This is a genomic window from Paenibacillus sp. IHBB 3054, assembly GCF_051594305.1.
Lineage (GTDB): Bacteria > Bacillota > Bacilli > Paenibacillales > Paenibacillaceae > Paenibacillus_AQ.
The window spans coordinates 85695-108641 of sequence record NZ_JBOFBG010000017.1; the positions used below are offsets into that span (position 1 = coordinate 85695).

The following is a 22947-nucleotide window of genomic DNA, read 5'->3' on the forward strand; positions in this document are numbered from 1 at the left end:
AGAATCAAGGAGAATAAATGATGACAACGCATGAACAACAGGAGCAAGCGCAGCAGGAAACCAAGTTGTTTTTCAGCCGTAATCTGCTGGAATGGTACCATGGGCAGAAACGTGATTTGCCTTGGCGGCGCCATCGTAATCCGTATTATATCTGGATTTCGGAAATTATGCTGCAGCAGACGAGAGTCGATACGGTTATTCCGTATTTCAACCGCTTCATTGAGCGGTTTCCTACGGTGGAATCGCTTGCCGACGCACCGGAGGAGGATGTGCTGAAATGCTGGGAGGGTCTTGGTTACTATTCCCGTGCACGGAATCTTCAGCATGCGGCGCGGCAGGTGAAGGAACAATACGGCGGAATGGTTCCGAATGACCGCGATGCCGTATTCAGCCTTAAAGGGGTTGGCCCCTATACGGCAGGAGCCATTCTCAGCATTGCGTTCAACCGGCCTGAACCTGCGGTGGACGGAAATGTGATGCGGGTATTGTCCCGTTATTTCCTGATGGAGGATGACATCGCTAAGGGGCCGACGCGGGTGAAGATGGAGCGGCTGGCGGCGGAGCTGATCCCGGAGGGGGAGGCTTCGCATTTCAACCAGGCGCTAATGGAGCTCGGGGCGCTCGTCTGCACGCCGAAATCACCGCGCTGTCTGCCTTGCCCGGTGATGGAGCACTGCGCCGCGCGCCTGGCGGGCTGCGAGACTTCGCTGCCCGTCAAGACCAAGGCCAAGCCGCCGCGCCCCGAGGAGCGGCTGGCGGCCCTTGTTACGGGCCGCGGCGAGCACGCGGGCCGGGTGCTGATCCGGCAGCGGCCATCCAGCGGGCTTTTGGCCCGCATGTGGGAGCTGCCGCACTGGCCGGCGCCGCCTGCGGAGGGCGGCGCTTCCGCTGCGCTGCTGCCTGAGGCGGCAGCGCTGGACCGGCTGCGCCGGTCACTGCGGCAGGCCGGGATCTTCGCCCGGCCTGAAGAGCACTGGATGGCTGCGGAACATACGTTCAGCCATATCGTGTGGACCCTGCAGGTGTACCGCTGCAGGGAAGAGGACGCCCCGGCGCTGCCGCTGGCGGCGGAGGGACGGGCGGCATACGCGGCCGGGAACGCGGCTGCCGCCGTGCCCACGGATGGCACGCAAGCTGGTGCTGCACCCGCAGATGGCACGCAAGGCGGTGCTGCTCCCGCAGATGGCACGCAAGCTGGTGCTGTACTGGCCTCAGGCATGCCGCCAGCCAGTGTTGTGCGCGCCATGGACACGCCAGATGCGTATGCGGTTGATCTCTTCCCCGCCGCAGACAGCCCGGTCGAGCAGTTCGCAGACGGCAGCGGAAATCCGGAGGATGCCGGAGCCGTGCGGTGGATCAACCGCGAGGACATGGCGAACTACGCCTTTCCGAACGTTTTTTTGAAGCTGCTTAACCATTATTTCGATGAGCTGGAAGCACAGAAGCTGTAAGGCCGGAGAAGAGTGGCTTGATGAGGGGAATAGGGGCAATAGAACTGAATAAGCTGGCAGAACAGGCGGTACGAAATGGGGTTCTAGGGCGAACCGGAGCGAAGCAAGATTACCTTAGAGAGTGAGCGCGTGCAGGTAATGAAGCGGAACGGCTTATCAAGGAAACCTGGGCACAGATGACGTCCAGAGTCTAATTTTCTAACCGTATTGCAGCTGATCCAACTCGCATCCCCTTCAGGTTCAGTTCCGAGACGCAGTTCTGTTGCACTTTTTACAGCAGATGACCCCTAAATTAGCCGGAAAATAGAATCTATTGCACTCTGTACAGCAGAATCTAGTGGAATAGACGTTTTTGGCGATAAATCCAGAAATCTGTTGTGCAAAATACAGCAGAATGTCATTTATTGCTGAGCAATGAGCATTCTACTGCAGAAAGTGCAATCACATAAAAATGCCTGATAGCAATCAGACATAAGCGCTACGGATCAAGTTCAGTCTAAATAACAATTGGTTTGTACAAAAACATTCGCTACTGTAGCGCGCTAAGCGTACGCTGCCGCATCAACTTCGGGCCTATCAATGAAAAACGGCTGCGCCATGTCCTGACCGGACACGGCGCAGCCGTTTTCAGATCTAGGGATAAGGTGTAAGCTGGACACCGCACCCTGCGTACAGCAACGGCCCCGTCCTTTAAAAAGGGCGGGGCCGTTTGAGTTATAGATTAGAGTAGGCTGAGCGAGGCGCGGCGATGTCGCCGCAGTTCCTTACTTCGCGCTTTCGTAACGTTTGCCGACTTCTTCCCAGTTTACTACATTCCAGAAGGCTTTGATGTAGTCAGGGCGTTTGTTTTGATAGTTCAGGTAGTAAGCATGCTCCCATACATCGAGGCCGAGGATTGGAGTAGCACCTTCACTGATTGGGTTGTCTTGGTTCGGTGTGCTTGTTACAGCAAGTTTGCCGTCCTTAACCACAAGCCAAGCCCAGCCGCTGCCGAAACGAGTAGTTGCTGCAGTAGCAAAATCTTCTTTGAATTTGTCGAATCCGCCCAGCTCGCTGTCAATCGCAGCTGCCAGTGCACCTGTAGGTGCGCCGCCGGCGTTTGGTCCGATGACTTCCCAGAACAGGGTATGGTTGGCGTGTCCACCACCGTTGTTGCGAACAGCAGTGCGGATGGCTTCAGGTACAGCGTTCAGGTCGGTGAGAAGCTCTTCGATGCTCTTGTTTTGAAGTTCAGGTGCTTTTTCCAGAGCGGCGTTCAGGTTCGTCACATAAGTATTATGGTGCCTGTCATGATGAATCTCCATCGTCAATGCGTCGATGTGCGGTTCAAGAGCGTTGTTCGGATAAGGAAGTGCCGGTAATTGAAATGCCATGGAAAAATCCCTCCTGAGTTTATTAGAATTGTATAGATAAAGAATTTTGGCAGTCTTGACGTCAAAACCCCTTATTTCCAATGCCTCTTATTGGTTATATCCGATAAGATACTTTTATTAAACCGTATCTGGAACAATAATGCAACATTAAACAAACATAAACGTTTAAAAAGTTGCGATCTAACAAACCTGACCGGAAGTGTAAATGCTGTGTTAAACTTATAGAATTCCGTGGAGACTTTGCTTTTATACCTTTGAATTTACCTTTATAAAGAAAATATGTAAACATGTTTCATGAAAACGCTTCATATCAAGCGCTTTCAAAAGAAAAATGGTGATATCGCGAGAAAAGTGTGCTTTAATAGAGTCAAAAGCAGGTATTCCTCGGTTTTTGGAGATTAGAGAAGTTACCGACCATTTTACATTAGGTTAATACTTCTTTGATCGCAAGAAAAGCTGCTTGAAATGATGGATTCGACAACATCCTCGAAATTCATCCATTTTTGCTTTTCTGATGCCTTTTTTCCTCTTTATACTGTTACGGGAACTCCTTCTTTTTGTTAAACTCTAAGCCATAGAAAAGGGAGATTTTAAAGAATGCACGTTCGTTCCTTTCAATTAAGCGACGTTACCCCTGTGACTGAACTGCTGCAGAGCGCATTATCGGAAGAATGTTTTGAAAGCACGATCGAGCCCTTCTCCAGACAGCTTTCTTGGGATTCAGATCTCATTGTAGTTGCTGAGGATGAAGAAGAAATTGTTGGTGCGCTGATAGGTACAATCGAGAAGAACCATGGCTGTTATTTCCGGATTGCCGTTCATCCCGACTACCGCCGCAGAGGAATCGGCAGAAGTCTTGTATCGGCGATGGAACACAGATTTCAGGCGCGTAAGGTCAGCGGTATTTTCGTAGCCGTTGATGAGCACAATTCCTTCGCACTGCCGCTGTATGAAGCTATGGGATATGACGAGAATCAAATCTTCAAATCAGTACGGAAGCTCAGCATCGTCGGATAATGACCTTTATCTTGGGCGCTGCGTAAGCGGAAACATTTACTAAATAGAGAACTATAGCGACTTGCATAGTCTGATCCATTATACTAAAGCATATCTCCACGGAGTCCATTGCAAATGGCCGGGAGATATGCTTTTCTATTGTTATAGACTTGATCTACTAATCTGGGCAAGAAGGTGGCATATGGACCGGGAGCTTGAAGGGGAATTCATGCGAAGCCGCAAGCAAAGATACAGATCTGTCACACATCACGGTTCCAAACTGCAGCCGGGAAACAGATGGATTCTAGAACTGCGGGATTGGGTAATCACCGCGGCAATTGTATTTGGGTTCATGTCGCTTTTGAATATATTTATTTTCAATATATCTACTGTGGTCGGCCAGTCCATGCAGCCTACGCTGATTGAGGGCGAGAAACTGATCATTAACAAGATCACTTTGAGCTTTGCGAACCCGTCTCGGGGAGATGTTATTGTGCTGCATGATCCCAGCACCGGCCCGGACCGCAAGGAATATCTGGTGAAACGCGTCATTGGGATACCCGGTGATTTCATAGAGGTGCAGGGACATAAACTGTATGTTAACGGAGAAATGGCCGATGAGCCTTATATTGATACGGAAATTCAGGATCCTGATTTTTCGGGGCTGACTGTCGAAAAGGGAAGCTATTTTGTGATGGGCGATAACCGGCATGCGGGAGCCAGTAAGGACAGCCGTTACTTTGGCACCGTCCCGCAGAAGAGTATTGTCGGCAAGGCAGTTTATATTTGGTGGCCGCTCTCCAAACTGAATTCATTATAAGAGAAGGTGAAGGCGGAAATGAACATTAAAACTCAGTCATCCTATGCTCCGCCGCCTTCCATATGGGAAGATCTCAAGGCGGAGATCAAGGCTGCTGCTCCGGCGCTGGGCATAGATGATATCGGGTTTGCGACGGCGGAGCCGTTTCTATATTTAAAAAACATCCTGCAGGATCACCGGGACAAGGGGTATGAATCCGGTTTTGAAGAGCCTGATTTGGATAAGAGGACTATTCCGGCACTTCCGTCCGGTGAGACGCCGCAATCCATTCTGGCCATTGCGGTGGCCTATCCTTCCAAGATGGAGAATCCGCCCAAATCTGAGCCGGGTGCACGCCGGGGGATTCTGGCCCGGGCTTCCTGGGGCCAGGATTACCATCATGTGCTGCGTGAAGCGCTGGGGAAGCTGGAGGCTTTTATCCGCGAGCGTGTGCCGGATGCCGTGCTGGAGAGTATGGTGGATACTGGTGTGCTGGTAGACAGGGCTGTAGCGGAGCGGGGAGGAATCGGCTTCAGTGCCAAGAACTGTGCGATCATCTCTCCCAAGTGGGGGTCATGGATCTATCTTGGGGAAATGGTGACGAATATTCCGTTTCCCCCGGATGCACCCGTGGAGGAAGGCTGCGGCGAGTGTACGAAATGTATTGACGCTTGCCCTACCGGGGCACTCGTTGGCCCGGGGCAGCTTAACGCCCAGGCCTGTATTTCGTATTTAACGCAGACCAAAGGGTTCTTAAGCGATGAGTATATGACCAAGATCGGCAACCGGCTGTACGGCTGCGATACCTGCCAGATTGTCTGCCCGAAAAATCGCGGGAAGAACTGGAACCACCGTCCGGAGCTGCTGCCTGATCCGGAGATCGTCAAGCCGCTTTTGCTGCCGATTCTTGAGCTCAGTAATCGTGAGTTCAAGGAGAAATTCGGCAGCAGTTCGGCGGCCTGGCGCGGCAAGAAGCCGATCCAGCGCAATGCGATTATCGCGCTTGGCAATTTCAAAGAGGCTGGCGCTGTACCGAAGCTGACCGAAATTGTGCTGCGGGAGCCACGCCCGGAAATGCGCGGGACTGCGGCCTGGGCGCTGGGGCGTATTGGCGGCGGAGAGGCGCTAGCGGCTGTTGAAGAGGCACTGTTGGCTGAAGAGGACAACCAGGTCCGGGAGATGCTTGAACGGGCACTGGACAAGCTGCTGAAGCGGGAGGAGACGGAGAGCAATGAGTAAGCTGGCGGGGAACAGTCCGGGAATTGAAACTGCTGTGTATTACAGTGAAATGGAATCACCGATTGGCCCGCTGACCTTATGTGCAACAGAGGCGGGATTATGTCTTATAGAATTCGGGACATTTGCCGGGAGCCGGGAGAACCTGGAGAAATGGCTCAAGGTACAGATTGGAACCGTGATATTAATCGAAGATGAGTCCCGGCTGAAGCAGGCTATAGCACAGCTTGAGGCATATTTTGCCGGAGGACTGCAGGACTTCACGCTGCCTCTGGATATGCGTGGCACAGCCTTCCAGCTTCAGGTATGGGAGGCGCTGCGTGGTATTCCCTACGGAGAGTCCGCTTCCTATAAGGATATTGCTGTGCGGATCGGCAATCCGCAGGCTGTGCGCGCTGTAGGTGGAGCTAATAACCGCAATCCTGTTCCGGTAATTGTGCCGTGCCATCGGGTAATCGGTGCCGGAGGAACGCTGGTCGGCTACGCCGGGGGCCTTGCGATCAAGACCCGGCTGCTGCAGCTCGAAGCAGAGCACGCCCTCCCGGATGACACCGGAAACTACCTCTTCTGACTCATGGGATTTACCAATTGCTGTCCAGTTCTTGAAATGCTATGATAGATTCGCATGCCCGCAGCGGGCGCTGCAGACAATTGAGTACAAAGGTGGATTCCAGATGAATATTGTATGGCCTATTATTACGCTTGTTGTTGGTCTGATCGGCGGATTCTTTATCGGTGTATATTATCTACGCAGACAAATGACAACGATGCAAAATGATCCGGAAATGCTGCAGAAGGTTGCGAAGCAAATGGGTTACAACCTGAACGGCAAGCAAATGCAGCGTGCACAGCAAATGATGAAGAACAATAATCAGCCTGGACGTGCTCCTGTTGCAAACAAAGGGCAGCGGCGCAAGGGCAAGTAACACGGCCCGGATAGATGAAGGTATACGCGGGTGCGGAAGGGGGAGGTTTCATGGGGGGCATCAAGGAATACGTAAACGGCAAGGTCTCGGTGAACCGCGAGCAGATCGAGTACCATGTTGAGAAGATATTGGAGTTAATCGGAGAGGACACCGGCCGCGAAGGGCTGTTGGAAACACCGGCACGGGTCACGCGGATGTACGAGGAGATATTTGGCGGTTATTCAATAGATCCCCGAGAGGCGCTTGGTGTAACTTTTGATGAATCTCACGAAGAGCTGGTCATTGTAAAGGATATCGTCTATTACAGCCAATGCGAGCATCACATGGCTCCTTTCTTCGGCAAAGTGCATATCGGCTACGTCCCAAGCGGGCGTATTGCCGGACTAAGCAAACTGGCCCGTCTCGTTGAAGCGGTTAGCCGGCGTCTGCAGGTGCAGGAGCGGATCACGACTCAAATTGCCGACATCATGACAGAGGTACTGAATCCTCATGGGGTCATGGTCGTCGTGGAAGGCGAGCATCTGTGCATGTGTGCCCGTGGGGTGAAGAAGCCCGGCAGCAAGACGGTGACCATGGCGACGAGAGGAAGCTTCCGTGAGGATGCTGCCGCACGCGCGGAGTTTTTGGCTTTGATCAAGGAATAGGTTGATAGGGGAGATTCTCCCGGATTTGTACACATACAGAGCCCTGCTTTCACTTTAGATGAGAGCAGGGCTCTGTTTATTTCGAAAATCTCAAAAGGGCTGCCAGACCAGCTTGCGGGCGGCGGCATAACGCTGTGAGACATAAGGCCAATTGACGACCTTCCACCAGTCTTGAATATAGGCGGCGCGGTTGTTCTGATGCTTGAGGTAATAGGCATGCTCCCACACATCCAGGGCGAGCAGCGGCACAACATCCCATTGCGACAAATTCTGGTGTTTCTCAGCAGTGAGGATTTCCAGTCTGCGGCTGCGCGGACTCCAGACAAGAATAGCCCAGCCACCGCCTTCAACCTTGTTCGCTGCTTCGGTGAATTGCGCTTTAAAGGCATCATAGCTGCCGAAGCTGCGTTCAATGGCGTCCAGCAAGGCGCCGGTCGGACGTCCGCCGCCTTGTGGAGACATTACGTTCCAGAAGATGGTGTGAAGATAATGCCCGGCACCATTAAAGGCAAGCTCTCGTTCCCAATGTTTGACGAGATCGAAATCGTTGGTTTTGCGGGCTTCCGCCAGCTTAATTTCTGCTTTGTTCAGTCCGTCTACGTAGCTTTGGTGATGTTTGTCATGATGGATGGTCATGGTCTTCTCGTCGATATACGGTTCAAGCGCATTATAAGCATAAGGGAGCGGAGGCAGTTTATGCCCGCCTATAGGCACAGAACCGGGTTCGCGGGTTTGGGCTGCCAGGGTTGCCGGCCCAAACCCGTTGCCGCTGCCCTCTGCAGAAGCTACAGACGCAAACTCCGCAGGGTCCGCTGCGCTTTCCCGCATTAGAACGGATAACTGTCCGGGCGTGCTCAGCCCCCCCAGAACAGCAAGGAAATACTCGGACTCGCGAATAATATGCAGCAGTACAATAGCAGCCAGCGGCTGGGCTTTCACTGCCTTGCTGCTTTCGCACAGTGCGTATAGCTGGCGGATGAACTCACGCGACTGGGAACAGACCGTCTGCAGCAGCAGCTCTGTTTCGGCAGCAAGTTCACGCTGTCCGGCAAATGCCGGAGTGAGCGAAGTTTCCAGCAGCCGTCGTGCGGCTTGCTCTGTGGCACCAAAGACGACAGCCCATTCATCCAGCAGTTTGACATAAGGCTCTTCCAATTGAGGCACAATTGCTTTGATGACTTCGGTATGCTCTTTCTCCTGGGTCTTCCAAAATACAGTTTCTTCGAGTATTCGTGCTGGCAGCAGCGGCCCGTATACATATAACATTACATGCAGTCCTCCCGTCCGATATCTTAAACGGTTCATTATATGAGCGGAAGCAGTGTCTTATGTGGCCTTGCCTGGAGAGAACATCTTTGAATGGATTAAGTGCAAAGCTGCAGACTGCAAAGGGGCGGCTGATTCATGTATAAGGGCTTTGCTAAGGCGGTAGCAGCTAAACAAAAAAAATAGCGTGCAGAGTTGTATTTTATGAATACATTCTGCACGCTATTATTTTTGAAAAAAGATGATGTCTTAGTGAGGTTATTTGCCGGCAATGGAAGTCTGCTCATTCTCCTGGCTCTTGGCCAAATGCACATTGCCCAGAAAAGCGGAAACACGGCGCAGATACTCACGGGGATGCTCGCGGAACAGCAGTTCATGGTGGCTGTCCTCGACGATCCACGAATCCGAGTACGGGTTGCTCTGGTTGGCCGCAAGCTCTTCGGCAATCGGGTATGGCGCCTTGTCATCCTTCGTGCCGTGCATGAACAGAACGGGGAAAGGGTAGTCTTCAGCTTTTACCTTGGAATATGGAATTTGATTCAGCCCTGTGCCATTCAGTACCGGGAAGAGCAGCTCCATAATTTCCAGGGAAGGCTGGCGGGGAAGATCGATATTTTGCTTGATATTATGGTAAAGGGTATCCGGCTCCAGCAAAAAAGTGCTGTCCAGAATCATCGCATCGACGTCCTCGGTAACTAGCCCCGCCTGAAGCGCTGTGCCAGCGCCCATGGAGAAGCCCCAAACGACGATCTCTCTGGCTCCCCGGTCCTTGGCAAACTGTATGGCGCCTAAGAGCTGCTGGGATTCTTTTTTGCCGCCGGTAGCGATATCCTTGTTGGTCTGGGAAGCGAAGCCATAGTCGAACATGACGACGTTGAAATTCAGGCTATGGGCATAATGGGCCAGATCATACATCGGTACCCAGGATTCCTCGCGGTTGGCGCCGTAGCCATGACTGAAGACAATGGTTTTGGTAGAGTCCTTGGACGGGATATACCAGCCCTGAATCGTCCGGCTTCCGTCATGCGCCTGAAAGGTCACATCTTCATAGTCCAGCCCTTTGGCCAGTGAAGGGTTGGAGTACAGGGGAGCCACTGTCGGATTAGACAGCACCCAGGCAATATAGCCATGCAGGGCAATGAAGCAGAACACAAAGAAGAAAAATACGGACAGCAGCAATGCGACTACAATATGTTTAACACGAATCATCCCCAGTGAAAGGTTGGGGGCGATGTCTGACTTATCCTCCTTAGTCTTGCGTGAGACCGGTCTGCCGGTACGGTGGGTTGCCAGATCCATAAGATCCACTCCTAAAATCGCAAAGTCAAAATCAAACTGAACTGCTTCATGTTATGAACTATTTCCATTTGTATCGGCATAATTAATTCATATGTTTAATCGTATGGGGACGCTCTCATAAAGTCAATGAATTCACCGTTTTTGTAATCTAACTGTAAAGTGCGGCCCAGCCTTTTCCTGTCAGCTAATATACTGGACTTTCCTTGGGCTTTTGCTCTAAGATAGAATTAACTATGTACAATTATGTAACCGGGTTTCATTTAATGAAACAGGTAAGGGGAGATTGCTGTGGAGGATCGTAAACTGACCGTACGCGCTGTAGAACGGGCGCTGGATATATTGCTGTGTTTTACGAAGGAGAATGATGATCTAAGCTTGACTGAGATTGCCGCCAAAATCAGCCTACATAAGAGTACAGTGCACCGGCTGCTCACTACCCTGGAGGAGAAGGGCTTTCTGATGCGCAATGAAAGTACCGAGAAATACCGGCTTGGTATGCGGATTTGGGAGCTGTCGACCCATCTGCCGACGCTGGATGAACCGGCGGCACTGCTGCTTCCGGCGATGGAGCGGCTGCGCGACCGGCTGGGAGAGACGGTCAGCCTCTATCTGCGCGACGGTCTGGAACGTGTGCGCATTCAGGCTGTGCAGAGCCGGCAGGCAATCCGCCGGGTGGCACAGATTGGTGCCCGGCTGCCCTTATCTGTTGGCGCTTCCAGCAAGGTGCTGGCCGCCTATGCGCCGCATGAAGTGCAGATCCGGCTGCTGGCAGATCCGGCTTGGCCGGAAACTGTAGATAGAAGCCTATACTTGGAGCAGCTTAAGGAAATTACCCGCCGGGGCTATGCGACCAGCTTCGAGGAGCGGGAACCAGGGGCTGCTGCAGTGGCTGTACCTATTATAGGCCGCAACGGCAGCGTGGTGGCAGCCCTTTCCCTTTCAGGACCTGTCAGCCGATTGTCCCGGGAAACTCTGGAGGAATATGCAGTGATTCTCACGGAAAATGCAGCAGAAATGGGATTGATGATGGGTTAATCGGGAAAGTATGGTTGTGTAGTCGAATTATGGGGGGTATTATTTAGGAGAAGGCTGCCGGAAGCGGTAATATTCAATTTGTAACTATAGTGAAAATGAACTATGATAAAAAATTATAAGTTTCAGATTTTATAAGTAATTATACTTTTTATTCCGGGGGGATGGGTGATTCCATTGAGCGCTGCAGTACCCGATTCATTAATGGTAGAGATTCAACAACTTCAAGACACATTCGGTGCTGTTACGAGTCAGGCTCTTGTGCTAACGGATCAGGAAGGAAACTTGATGACCCGTCCAACCTTAGCGGGAAGGTTTTATAAGGAAATTATTGATTCTTTGGAGGATATACACCGTCCTTTTGGGCAGCCGCTGCGCCACTTGGGGACCTTGTCACATCCTGCGGTCTTGGACCGGTGGATTCCCGGATTGAAGTATGTCATTACACCGCTGGTTCCGGAGTACGGACAGATGTACTATCTCTGGTCAGGCCTCTATATGGAGGAAGGCGCGAAGGAACTGGTATTGCAAGCCTTCGAGTCCAAGATGAAGAATCATCCAGAATATGATCGGTTAAGTTCCGAGCTATCTGCCTTACCCGAGAGCAGTAGTGAACGCATCTTCGAGATCAGGGACAAGATGGCCATTCTTGGCAGTATCCTGTGCAAATTATTAGCAGGCTCTGAACTTAAGCCGGCGACGGAAAGAAACACTATGATGATTTCACGGCTTCTGACTCATCTGGAGGAGGATTTCCTGAAGGTTGAAGAGGTGCTCCAGCAACTGGCAGGGACTTTTTCAGCCGCTGATTTGTATGCCTTTGCCAAAGAGAACGATGAAGGGCAATTTAAGGTGAATTATGCTGCGGGGAAAGAGTCGCATCTTTTGCTGAATGCTGTATTTCCGCAAGGGGACGGTTTTTTTGGACAAGCGGTCCTTGGCAAAGATCCGAGGCATTGGAAAGACATTGCCAAGGATCCAAGATCCCTTTACTTCACCCGGCGTGGGATGACGCTGCCGGAATGCCTGTCCTGTTATCCGGTTTTGATCGACAACGGCAAAAGAGCGCTTTTGCTGGCAATCAGCTTTGGAAGAAATGAACAGGTTCAAGGCTACGACCGGCAGGAGCAAATCGTTGCTACTTTGCTGGGGATATCCGAACGGGGAGAAATGCTGCTGCGCAGGGAAAAACTGCTTGAAGAAGGAATGTTCCTTCTTAAAGAAGCTGCAAGACAGCTGCCGCAAGCGTTGTCGAGGAAAGAGCTGGGGATGCAACTGCTGGATGTTGTCATGGCTATGCCTTTTTATCCCTCATCCGCGTTGGTTTACTTTCAGGAAATAGAGAGTTCAAACACTACGTATTTTGCCAGGGGCTGGGCCTCAAATGAGGATACATTGTATGTCAAAGGTCTGGAGTCCCGCTACTCCCAGCAATCCTTTCTTTCGTCTGCGGTCATCCTTGGGGCGGCAGGGAGCTCGGTTCTGCTTGAATGTCCGCTGATAGCCGGGAACGAATTCAAAGGACTGCTGTCTGTCGGATTCAGGGGGCGAAGTGAAGCGAAGCAATGGCAGACCTTCATTGAATCGGTGGCTGGTCTGGCCACTGCTGCCATTCGTCTTTTGGAGAAGGAAGACAGGTATCTCAAGCAGGCTGGGGAATTTTTGACCGAACTACGCAGTTACCTCCAGAATGCAAACGCTGAATTGAGCGGTCTATCGCTGGACGCTTCGGATATGGCGGCAGATTTTGCCCGTTACATAGGCCTGACTGAAGAGGAAGCTGAAAGGGTGGGAAAAGCGATTCTGCTGTCTCCTTTCCAGCTTGACGCGATAAAGGATTTTGGATATTACCCGGATGAAATCTTGCTGCTGCAGCAGGTTGACGAATTAGCCTCTCAATTCTTTACAATGGAGAAGCCTCCCCCGTCTCTAACTGGCCGGGTGCTGGCGCTTATACTGCAGCACACAGGAAGGGATGCCGACCAAGAACAGCTGGATAACCCTCCGAACAAATGGATTGACCCGTCCAGATACAGCAAGGATTACAATGTTGCTTCCTGGATTGAGGATGAACAGGTTTCCTCGTTCCAGTCGTTTCTGCTGAGCCGGGCCGATTCGCCGCCTAAGAAGAGAATCGTATCGGCAGCGAGGCTGCTGGATAGCCCGGCATTGACTACACTCAAGGAAGAATGGGGGGTCTCACCCCGGGAAGAAGAAGTACTTGAGCTAATTGTCCATGGGAAGACGAATAAGGAAATTGCCAACACGCTGTTTATCAGCGAGCATACCGTCAAAAATCACCTGAGTCGCATCTTTAACAAGATGAACGTAACCGACCGCTCGCAAATTATTGCACTTATCTATAAGGTAATCCTCGATGCCGAACGCATCGAGATTTAGGCCCTATCCGAAGCTGCGGATACCGCTTGGATTGGATGAAGCTTAACCACAGGGTAAGCTGAATAGCCCCCGACAATCTCCCTTACGGGATTGTCGGGGGCTATTCAGTCTGTTCAACGTTGTCAGGATGGATGGAACGCAAAACAGGGGTTCCATCCATCCTGACCAGCTGTAGTTATTCTACAGGCAGCGCAGTTTCCGAAGCGGTAGCATCAGCCAGCATCTGGCGGAGTACCGTCTGCAGAATGCCGCCATTGCGGTAGTATTCGATGTCAACGGTGCTGTCTAACCGGGCAATGACCGGGAATTCAAACTGTGTGCCGTCCTCGCGGGTGGCGGTGACGGTCAGTTCCTGGCCTGGCAGCACGTAGTTGTCGAGTCCGGTGATATTGAAGGTCTCGCGTCCGGTCAGTCCCATGCTGCTCCAGCCGTGGCCTTCCTGGAATTGCAGCGGCAGAACACCCATGCCGACCAGATTGCTGCGGTGAATCCGCTCGAAGCTCTCGGCGATGACCGCCTTGACCCCAAGCAGCAGCGTACCTTTGGCGGCCCAGTCGCGTGAGCTGCCTGTGCCGTATTCCTTGCCCGCGATAACGATCAGGTTCTGTCCAGCCGACTGGTACAGCATGGACGCATCGTAGATCGACATCACTTCTTCGCTCGGCAGGAAGGTGGTTACTCCGCCTTCCGTACCCGGTGCAACCGCGTTGCGGATCCGGATGTTGGCGAACGTGCCGCGCATCATCACCTCATGGTTCCCGCGGCGTGAGCCGTAGGAGTTGAAGTCGGCGCGTTCCACGCCATGGCTGCGCAGATATTCTCCGGCAGGACCGGAGGTGGAGATATTGCCCGCCGGCGAAATATGGTCGGTAGTGACGGAGTCGGCAAGCAGCGCTAATACCCGCGCGTTGCTGATGTCCTTGATATCTCCGACACCATCCGCCAGATGCTCAAAGAACGGCGGGTTCTGGATGTATGTGGAGTTGTCATCCCATTCATACAGCTCGCCTTCCGGCACAGGGATCGAATTCCAACGTTCGTTGGCAGTAAATACATTCTCGTATTTACGCCGGAACATCTCGGGACTCAGGGAGAGGCTGATTGCTTCACGAATCTCTGCGGAAGTCGGCCAGATATCTGCAAGGAATACAGGCTCACCCTGCGGATCATAACCCAGCGGCTCAGTCTTCAGATCAATGTTCACAGTGCCGGCTAGGGCATAGGCTACAACGAGCGGCGGGGAGGCCAGGTAGTTTGCTTTAACCTGGGCATGCACACGGCCTTCGAAGTTCCGGTTGCCGGATATTACTGCAGCTACTGTCATATCATGTTCTGAAATGGCCTGGCTGACTTCATCCGGCAGCGGGCCGGAGTTGCCGATACAGGTAGCGCAGCCGTAGCCGGCCAGATAGAAGCCCAGAGCCTCAAGCGGCTTCAGGAGATCGGCTTTTTCCAGGTATTCCGTAACCACAAGCGATCCCGGAGTGAGACTGCTCTTCACATAGCCTGGCTTAGTCAGACCGCGTTCCACGGCTTTTTTGGCCAGCAGCCCGGCTCCAAGCATAACGCTCGGGTTGGAGGTGTTCGTACAGCTGGTGATCGCTGCGATTACGACGGCACCGGTGCTGAGCTTGCTGGTGCTGCCATTCTTGTGCTGCACTTCCACGACTTCGGCAATCTTCTCATCACTGAGGCCGTAGCCTCCCTTGTCAACAGGGGTACGGATGATGCCCTCGAAGTTCTCTTTCATATGTGTCAGCTCGACACGGTCCTGCGGACGTTTCGGTCCGGCAAGGCTGGGAACAACAGAGGCAAGATCAAGCTCGATGACGTCGCTGAACTGCGGGTCCGGTGTATCCGCGGTGCGGAACATGCCTTGAGCTTTGTAATAGTCACCGACCAGCTCGACCAGTTCATCCGGACGTCCGGTGCTGCGCAGGTAGGCCAGCGTTTCTTCATCGACCGGGAAGAACCCGATGGTCGCTCCGTATTCGGGAGCCATGTTGGCTACGGTCGCACGGTCAGCAAGGCTGATGTTGGCAAGGCCCGGTCCGTAGAACTCTACGAATTTGCCGACAACGCCTTTCTTGCGCAGCATTTGCGTTACTGTCAAGGCCAGGTCGGTTGCCGTAGCACCTTCCATCAGGCTGCCTGTAAGCTTAAAGCCGACTACATCCGGTGTAACAAAATACAGCGGCTGCCCAAGCATGCCTGCTTCGGCTTCAATACCGCCTACACCCCAGCCGACGACTCCAAGGCCATTGATCATAGTGGTATGGGAATCTGTGCCGACCAGGGAATCGGGATAGACTACAGTTTCACCATCAACGGACTTGGTAGTGGCGACGGACGCCAAATACTCCAGGTTGACCTGATGCACAATTCCTGTTGCCGGCGGAACAGCGCGGAAGTTGTTGAAAGCGGTCTGCGCCCAGCGCAGGAAGCGGTAGCGTTCTTCATTACGTTCAAATTCTACATTCATGTTGTATTCGAGCGCATCGGCGGTGCCAAAGGCATCGACCATGACAGAGTGGTCAATGACAAGGTCAACCGGAACGAGCGGATTGATCTTCTTGGGATCGCCTCCCGCTTTCTTGACGGTATCACGCATTGCAGCGAGATCGACGACCACGGGCACACCGGTGAAATCCTGCAGGACGATCCGCGCAGGAATAAAAGGAATCTCTTTATTGCGGTCTATGCCACCTGACCAGCCGGCCAGCTGTTTTACATGCTCTTCCGTGATCGCCCGTCCGTCATACTGGCGGACAGCCGCCTCAAGCAGTACTTTGATGGAAAATGGCAGGGAGGAAATGCTGCCTGCGCCTTGTTCTTCAAGGGAATTAAGATGATAGTAGCGGTAGGTTTTGCCGCCTGACTCCAGGTTCTTAACCAGGGAAAAATGGTCCTTGCTTGGCATATATGCGCCTCCTCGTTTCATCTGGTGAAACATCATTTCATATTGTTTGTATGTTAAGTATAACGGTTACAAAGGGGGGAGTAAAGTTTTTTTTCCTGCTTTTTCACCCGGATTTACCCTGTCCGGCAGGCTATCTTGCGCTTTGCCTAAAGCTTGGAAATTAGCTTGGCCTGCTTGTCATTCACTGATTCCATCTGTATAGCCGCAGGTATTCCTTCATATACATAGGACAGCAGCTAAACAGGGATGAAGGGCGGGAAACGGGATGGAATTAGAGTGGAAGAAAAGCTTGTATGTTTATGTGGATCAGTTAAACAAGGCACGGGTGGCACCGGGGGCCGAACCGCGCCGTACTGCCGTCATGGACCCGCGTTATCTCGTGGCCCAGGGGGAGCGCTCTCGGCGGCTTGCCCAGTGGTATAACCGCCGGGGGATTACTCCTCTGCGTGCGGAGACCGGTGTCAGGACGCTGCGCACCGTCCGCCAGAATCCGGGTGAGGTCGTAGCCGATGTAGCGCTGCACAGTGCACTGTATTATGAGAAGGGCGGAATGACGCACCGTGAGGATACGATCGAGACGGAACGTCTGACTTTTGTGCGGGAGGGCAGCGCCTGGGAGATAGCCACTGTGGAGCGCAGTGTGCAGGAAAGAAATACGCAGCGCAGAGCACTGGATGCGGATCCCGCACTGCGGTTGTCCAAATGGGGCGAGGTACTGCCTGCTCCGCAGCCGTCGCAGCCGCTGCTTAACCGGAATGTGCTCCGCGGGATTGCCGGATCGAAGGAGGTCCGTTACCGCCGGGAAGAAGCGGCGGCCTATGCTGACCGCTGGTGGAAGGACGGCAATCCGGAGTTTGAGGTTTTTGATGTGGACTGCACAAATTATGTGTCTCAATGTCTCTTTGCAGGGGGCGCACCTATCAACTATACTGGTAAAAGAGAAACCGGCTGGTGGTACAAAGGCTACAATGGAGCGCAGGAATGGTGGAGCTTCAGCTGGGCTGTGTCGGACAGCCTGCAGCGCTATTTGAGCGGGGAGCGGAGCAGCGGACTTCGCGCTGAGGCCGTGGAGCGGCCGGATCAGCTCATGCTTGGCGATGTCATCCTGTACGACTGGGACGGCAACGGCCATTACCAGCACAGCACGATCGTCACCGCTTTTGACGCGGGCGGAATGCCGCTGGTGAATGCAAGAACGGTCAGCAGCCGTCACCGCTTTTGGGATTACCGTGATTCCTATGCATGGACCGACAGAACGGCCTACCGTTTTTTTCATATCAATGACTACTTATAATTCAGAAAGAGGTTAGGGCATGGGGAACACAAAATTAACCGTAGGACTGGTGTACGGCGGCAAATCCGGAGAGCATGAGGTATCGCTGCAGACGGCATTCGCGGTTATGAACGCTTTTGACTACGATAAATATGAGATTATTCCTTTCTATATTTCCAAACAGGGGCTGTGGAAGGTTGGCGAAACACTCACCGCCGCTTACAGCGGAATTGAGCAGTTGAAGCTTGCCGGGGCAGCCGGAGATATGGGCACAGCGTTGAATGCAGTATTCAGCGGACTAGCGGGCGGGGAGAAGAGCATTGATGTGATGTTCCCGCTGCTGCACGGCACCAATGGGGAAGACGGTACGATTCAGGGCCTGTTTGAAATGGCGAATATTCCTTATATCGGCGCAGGCGTGCTGGCTTCATCCGCAGGTATGGATAAGGTCGTGATGAAGAAGCTGTTCGGTGAAGCGGGTCTTGCGCAATGCGAGTACTGTTATTTCAACGCTGCCGTATGGAAGCACAAAAGCCATGAGCTGATTATGGGAGTAGAGGATAAGCTGGGTTACCCTGTGTTCGTCAAGCCGGCCAATCTGGGCTCCAGTGTGGGCATTTCCAAAGCCGTAGACAAAGAAAGTCTAATCAAGGCTGTCGATTTTGCTTTCCGCTATGATACCAAGGTCATCATTGAAGAATTTGTTGATGCCCGCGAGGTGGAGGTTGCTGTACTTGGCAATGAGGAACCCGAGGCTTCCGTTCCGGGTGAAATCGTCTCTTCCGGAGAATATTATGATTATGCGGCAAAATATATCGACGGCAAATCGCAGATGCTGATTCCGGCTCCTGTCGACCCTGAGGTGGCGGACCGCCTGCGTGAATCGGCGATTGCTGCCTTCCGGGCGATCGAAGGCAGCGGGATTACCCGTGCCGACTTCTTCGTACGGAAATCCGACGGCCAAATCCTGATTAATGAAGTGAATACAATGCCGGGCTTTACGCCGTTCAGCATGTACCCGCTGCTGTGGCGCGAGACAGGTGTATCGTATCCTGCTCTGCTGGACCGCATGATCGAGCTGGCGCTGGAACGTTACAAGTATAAACAAGGCCTTAAATACGACAATGAATAAAATCAGGTGAGCGGCGGGATCCTTCCGGCCGGAAAGGAGAGACAACAGCATGGGTTTTCAATCGGAATTCAATTCATTCTGCAAGTTCAAGAATGAGCAGGAGCTGTATGAACTGCTGGAGTACGGCCGCACCAAGATGGTGAAGCAGGGTTTTCGCGTGTATCCGACCGGCCAGAAGGTTATTGCCTATACACCGGAGAATGTGGCTGTGGCGATCGTCAAGATCTCCGCTTCGATCGCGGAGATCAACTTCCAGGGCAATGAGGTTACAGCGGTCGAGATGGAGCTGGTACGCAAGCTGAACGAAGAAGAGTCGCGGGTGCAGACGGCGCTTGCCTATGAGATGTTCTTCGGGGAAGAAGGATGATTGTCCGCTTCGGATATGTAGCCATGTCCACCGTCATCCCAGACTGTTCACCATCCAAGACAATGACGATGGCAAGCTTTGCGAAGCTGAACGACCGTGAAGCCGGGCTGCGGCGTCTGGAGACCCTTGCGAAGACGAACCTGCATAATACGCTGCGCCTGCTGAAGCATAATGCCGGCTCGGATATTATGGTGTACCGCATGACTTCCAAGCTGATTCCGCTGGCAACGCATCCTGATCTGCGGGACTGGAACCCTTTGGCCGTACTGGCTGAAGAATTTGCCGAAGTGGGCAGCTATGTGAAGAAGCACGGGATGAGGGTGTCCTTTCATCCTGATCACTTTACAGTGCTCAGCACGCCCCGTCCCGAGGTGCTGGCGAATTCTATCCGTGATTTGCAGCATCATACGGATATGCTCATTGCAATGGGGCTGCCGGCAACAGCCAAGAGCAACATTCATATTGGCGGAGCCTATGGGGACAAGCCTGTGGCGGCAGCGCGGTTCCGGGAGCATTTTGCAGGGCTTGCGCCTGAACTGCAGGAGCGGGTTACGCTCGAGAACGACGACAAGACGTTTAACGCGCGGGAAACGCTGGAGGTTGCCCGCAGTCTCGGGCTGCCGATGGTGCTCGATATTCATCACCAGTGGGTGAATAATGAAGGCGAGCTTCCATGGGAGCTGTGGCCGGAGATTCAGAAGACCTGGAAGAGTCCGCTGGCACTGAAGGATGTGCTTCCAGGCGAGCTGCTGCCGCCTAAGATCCATGTCTCCAGTCCGCGCAGTCCTTCTGATCCCCGCAGCCATGCCGATGGTGTGGAACCGGCGCCGCTGCTGGCTTTTCTAAAGCGGATTGCAGCCGATACCCCTGCTGTGGATGCCATGATTGAAGCGAAATCGAAGGATGGTGCCCTGTTTGGTCTGATGGAGGCAATGAAGGAGCTGGCGGAAGCCGGCAACGGAATTACGATATTGGACGGGGCCAGTATTAATATTGAGCCGTAACCTGCACCATGCCAGAAGATTTGGGCAGGAAGCCTGGCAGGTTTGACTTGATAAGTAGACTGAAATAAGGTACGTTGAATGAAACTTAAGCAGCAGTGAGCCTGTGTGTAGCAGCAATGTTTCATGGGAGAGCGATTAAGTACAAGAAAGTGGAGTGAAGATATGAATCCTTTAAATCCTGAGAACCGGAAGGAACGGGAGCCCTATGTAGTTACAAGCAAAGGGCACACGGCGGCAGCGATTAACGCGGCAGCCAAAGCGGGGGAATGGATCAAGAGCAGACAAGGTCAAGTGAAGGAGCTGGGCAGCAAGACATCGGCCCAGGACCTGGTAACGGAAGTTGATAAAGGCGTGGAGCAGATGATCCGCCGGCTGATCCTGACCCATTATCCTGACCATGCTATCCTTGGAGAAGAGGGTGTTCAGCCGGGAACAGATTCGGTTGCTGCCGCTCTGGAAGAAGGACGCCAACACGAATACCTGTGGATTGTCGATCCGATTGACGGCACCACCAATTTTGTGCACGGATTTCCGTTCTACTGTGTTTCCATAGCTCTCGCCGTTAAGGGAGAACTGACTGTAGGTGTTATTTACGACCCTATCCGTGACGAGATGTTCGTCGCCGAGAAGGGTAAAGGAGCTTACATGCACGGCGTGCCTACCTCGGTTTCTGCCGAGTCGGTGCCTGGGGACAGTCTTATTGCGATGGGCTTTCCGCCGGACCGCACCTTTGCGCAGCCTGCGAATATGGCGGGACTGCAGCAGATTCTGCCTCAGGTCCGCGGCATCCGTGCCGGAGGTTCAGCTGCGCTGCATCTGGCCTACGTGGCGGTTGGCCGGGTGGATGGTTACTGGGAGGTCGGCCTGAGTCCTTGGGATTGCGCAGCGGGCGTGCTGCTCGTGAGGGAATCCGGCGGCAAGGTTACCGATACCTTGGGTAATCCTTATGACATCGGTACTCGCCATGTTGTGGCGAGCAACGGTAAAATTCATGATTATCTGGTTTCATCCCTGAAGGAAGCCAAAGCAACGGGATTTTAGCTTTAAGGAGGCAACTGGAACCATGAGCCGTAATGATGACCTGGAGCGCAAGCTCAGTGAGCTTTTGGAAGACGGGGACATGGAACAGGGCGACAACAAGGACAAAGAAATCCGTCAAATCTCGCCCAAGTATGAAATCCGGATCCAGACTACACTCGATCCTATTGTAGAAGAAACCTTGCGCTACCGTAAAATAGCTTATGAACTGGATGACCGTTATGACAGATATCTGGAGCGTGCAGGAAAGAGCCATGCTCCCCGCAACGCCGAGGGTACAAGGAACAGCACCGGGTCCGGCAGCGGACAGGAATAAGTCACCGGGCCAACAGCAGGAGCGGTTTCCCGATACGGGAAACCGCTCTTCTGCGCAGAGCGGCAGAATGTTAGAATGGAATTATATTACTTTTAGGAGGGGAACGATGCTGAAAACATGGAGGAAAATAGCGGCTGCCGGAACAAGCGGTCTGCTGCTGCTCGCCATACTGGTTAGCGCGGGTGCAGGATACGCCAAGGCCGAGGAGGCTACTGCAGCAACCCAGGGATCGGAGCAGGATATCTTTCGTATTGTAGCACTGGGAGATTCGATAACTGCCGGATATGAGCCGGGGATGACCGATGTAAATGTGAAACCCTACGGTTACGCAGAAAGACTGCTGGAACAGGGGTATTATCATGGAAGAAGCACACTCGGCAATTACGGTATTCTGGGGCTGACCTCAACAGGGCTGCTTAATTATACCGGAGCGATTAAAGACGGGGCTGTGATTACAGCTGAGGGTATTCAGGCAGGGCTGCCCGATCCGCGGATAGAGCAATTTGCGGCACTGACTCCGCAGATCCGGACCGAACTTGCTCAGGCGGATCTAATTACAGTCACGATCGGCGGGAATGATGTCAGCAGCCTATTCCTTCAGTACAAGCAACTGACGGATGAAGATTTCCAGGCTCAGCTGGAGCAGCGTTTGAGCGCCTACAATACGAATGTGAAGACAGCGCTTGAGAACATCCGTGTCGTGAACCCGCAAGCAACCATTCTGCTAGCCGACCAGTATCAGCCGGCTCCCAAATTTGCGGTAAAAGAGGCCTATCCCAAGCTGATGGGCGCAGCGGAGCGGTTGACAGCTATGGCGGACAGTATTGCGGCCAGTTTCGACCAGACCGGAGCGCCGGTAAGGGTAGCCCATATTGCCAAACAATTCGTGGGTCTTGAGGGCTCGCTGACACATATCATATCGTTGGATTTTCATCCTTCACAGCTGGGATATGAGAAAATCGCCCGGGTGTTTGCAGAACTGCAGTGGGGAGAATACCGCACACCGTCTGTTGCTGCAACAGCGCCGGGTTCGGCACCGATGTCGATTGTGGTAAAAGGTACAGAGCTTAATACCCCAAATAAGCCAGTCATTAAGAACGGCCAGAACTTTCTCGCACTGCGCGATGTTCTGAATGCTGTGGGTGCCAGTGGAAAGTGGGACAGTAAGTCAGCCAGCGCAACAATTGTTTACGGTGACCGGACGGTGGTTATTACCATTGGCTCGAAGTATATTAAGATCAATGGGGTAGATCAAGCGATTGATACACCGGCGTTTCTGCAAAAGGTCGGCAAAGAGGAGAAAACTTACCTGCCGCTTGCCGTACTTGCTACGGGACTCGGTTTCGACGTGAAATACAGCAGCCAGTTGAAGACTGCTTTCATAAATCTATAAAGCTGCATAAGATAATAGTGTAACGCCTTGAGCAAATACTTATAGGTGCAAGTTGCAATTTATAAATCATCATTATGAATTT

The 22947-nt window shown here is 52.8% G+C and carries 18 protein-coding genes and 1 pseudogene; 15 read left to right on the plus strand and 4 right to left on the minus strand.

Annotated elements, in window-relative coordinates:
- Positions 1 to 20: 20 nt before the first annotated feature.
- The gene (gene mutY, locus ACQ76X_RS18965) at positions 21 to 1451 is read left to right on the plus strand and encodes an A/G-specific adenine glycosylase (protein ID WP_438495477.1); all 1431 of its coding nucleotides are present in this window, start codon (positions 21 to 23) and stop codon (positions 1449 to 1451) included.
- 764 nt (positions 1452 to 2215) lie between these two features.
- On the opposite strand, the gene ACQ76X_RS18970 is transcribed toward mutY, so the two are convergent.
- Positions 2216 to 2824, minus strand: coding sequence for a superoxide dismutase (locus tag ACQ76X_RS18970; RefSeq protein WP_340895018.1), 609 nt, complete (start codon positions 2822 to 2824; stop codon positions 2216 to 2218).
- Between the two features lie 597 nt (positions 2825 to 3421).
- Here ACQ76X_RS18970 and ACQ76X_RS18975 point away from each other — a divergent pair.
- The 5 genes and pseudogenes from ACQ76X_RS18975 (at position 3422) to folE (ending at position 7425) form a co-directional block, all read left to right on the plus strand.
- Positions 3422 to 3841: a GNAT family N-acetyltransferase gene (locus tag ACQ76X_RS18975; RefSeq protein ID WP_438495437.1), complete on the plus strand. Its 420-nt coding sequence runs from the start codon at positions 3422 to 3424 to the stop codon at positions 3839 to 3841.
- 181 nt (positions 3842 to 4022) lie between these two features.
- Positions 4023 to 4640 carry a signal peptidase I gene (gene lepB, locus ACQ76X_RS18980; protein ID WP_438495438.1) on the plus strand — a complete coding sequence of 206 codons (618 nt, stop codon included), beginning with the start codon at positions 4023 to 4025 and terminating at the stop codon, positions 4638 to 4640.
- A gap of 18 nt (positions 4641 to 4658) precedes the next feature.
- Positions 4659 to 6426 (plus strand): annotated as a pseudogene (gene queG, locus ACQ76X_RS18985) (tRNA epoxyqueuosine(34) reductase QueG).
- A 103-nt stretch (positions 6427 to 6529) separates the two neighbouring features.
- On the plus strand, positions 6530 to 6781 hold the full coding sequence (locus ACQ76X_RS18990) for a YneF family protein (RefSeq protein WP_038585565.1): 252 nt from the start codon (positions 6530 to 6532) through the stop codon (positions 6779 to 6781).
- Positions 6782 to 6831: 50 nt separating this feature from the next.
- A complete protein-coding gene (folE, locus tag ACQ76X_RS18995; protein WP_038585568.1) occupies positions 6832 to 7425 on the plus strand; it encodes a GTP cyclohydrolase I FolE in 594 nt (197 codons plus the stop codon).
- 90 nt (positions 7426 to 7515) lie between these two features.
- Here the strand turns inward: folE and ACQ76X_RS19000 are convergent, their stop codons facing one another.
- Both ACQ76X_RS19000 and ACQ76X_RS19005 read right to left on the minus strand, forming a co-directional pair.
- On the minus strand, positions 7516 to 8691 hold the full coding sequence (locus ACQ76X_RS19000) for a Fe-Mn family superoxide dismutase (RefSeq protein WP_438495439.1): 1176 nt from the start codon (positions 8689 to 8691) through the stop codon (positions 7516 to 7518).
- A gap of 258 nt (positions 8692 to 8949) precedes the next feature.
- Entirely contained in the window at positions 8950 to 9990 is a 1041-nt protein-coding gene (locus tag ACQ76X_RS19005) for an alpha/beta hydrolase (RefSeq protein ID WP_438495440.1), read from the minus strand.
- 288 nt (positions 9991 to 10278) lie between these two features.
- On the opposite strand from ACQ76X_RS19005, the gene ACQ76X_RS19010 reads away from it, so the two are divergent.
- Together ACQ76X_RS19010 and ACQ76X_RS19015 are read left to right on the plus strand one after the other, a co-directional pair.
- The gene (locus ACQ76X_RS19010) at positions 10279 to 11025 is read left to right on the plus strand and encodes an IclR family transcriptional regulator (protein WP_438495441.1); all 747 of its coding nucleotides are present in this window, start codon (positions 10279 to 10281) and stop codon (positions 11023 to 11025) included.
- A 165-nt stretch (positions 11026 to 11190) separates the two neighbouring features.
- Complete coding sequence (locus tag ACQ76X_RS19015; protein ID WP_438495442.1) at positions 11191 to 13422, plus strand: response regulator transcription factor; 2232 nt, start codon at positions 11191 to 11193, stop codon at positions 13420 to 13422.
- Between the two features lie 175 nt (positions 13423 to 13597).
- On the opposite strand, the gene acnA is transcribed toward ACQ76X_RS19015, so the two are convergent.
- A complete protein-coding gene (gene acnA, locus ACQ76X_RS19020; protein WP_438495443.1) occupies positions 13598 to 16342 on the minus strand; it encodes an aconitate hydratase AcnA in 2745 nt (914 codons plus the stop codon).
- A 265-nt stretch (positions 16343 to 16607) separates the two neighbouring features.
- Between acnA and ACQ76X_RS19025 the strand changes: the two genes are divergently transcribed.
- The 7 genes from ACQ76X_RS19025 to ACQ76X_RS19055 all read left to right on the plus strand — a co-directional run bounded on the left by ACQ76X_RS19025 (position 16608) and on the right by ACQ76X_RS19055 (position 22865).
- Positions 16608 to 17636, plus strand: coding sequence for an amidase domain-containing protein (locus ACQ76X_RS19025; RefSeq protein WP_038585582.1), 1029 nt, complete (start codon positions 16608 to 16610; stop codon positions 17634 to 17636).
- Positions 17637 to 17655: 19 nt separating this feature from the next.
- On the plus strand, positions 17656 to 18747 hold the full coding sequence (locus ACQ76X_RS19030) for a D-alanine--D-alanine ligase (RefSeq protein WP_038585584.1): 1092 nt from the start codon (positions 17656 to 17658) through the stop codon (positions 18745 to 18747).
- A gap of 49 nt (positions 18748 to 18796) precedes the next feature.
- A complete protein-coding gene (locus ACQ76X_RS19035) occupies positions 18797 to 19114 on the plus strand; it encodes a hypothetical protein (RefSeq protein ID WP_438495444.1) in 318 nt (105 codons plus the stop codon).
- Positions 19111 to 20118, plus strand: coding sequence for a UV DNA damage repair endonuclease UvsE (gene uvsE, locus ACQ76X_RS19040; RefSeq protein ID WP_438495445.1), 1008 nt, complete (start codon positions 19111 to 19113; stop codon positions 20116 to 20118). The genes ACQ76X_RS19035 and uvsE overlap by 4 nt, the downstream gene beginning before the upstream one ends.
- Positions 20119 to 20280: 162 nt before the next feature.
- Complete coding sequence (locus ACQ76X_RS19045) at positions 20281 to 21159, plus strand: inositol monophosphatase family protein (protein ID WP_438495446.1); 879 nt, start codon at positions 20281 to 20283, stop codon at positions 21157 to 21159.
- A gap of 22 nt (positions 21160 to 21181) precedes the next feature.
- Positions 21182 to 21472 carry a hypothetical protein gene (locus ACQ76X_RS19050; protein ID WP_438495447.1) on the plus strand — a complete coding sequence of 97 codons (291 nt, stop codon included), beginning with the start codon at positions 21182 to 21184 and terminating at the stop codon, positions 21470 to 21472.
- 106 nt (positions 21473 to 21578) lie between these two features.
- On the plus strand, positions 21579 to 22865 hold the full coding sequence (locus ACQ76X_RS19055) for a stalk domain-containing protein (protein WP_438495448.1): 1287 nt from the start codon (positions 21579 to 21581) through the stop codon (positions 22863 to 22865).
- Positions 22866 to 22947: the final 82 nt, after the last annotated feature.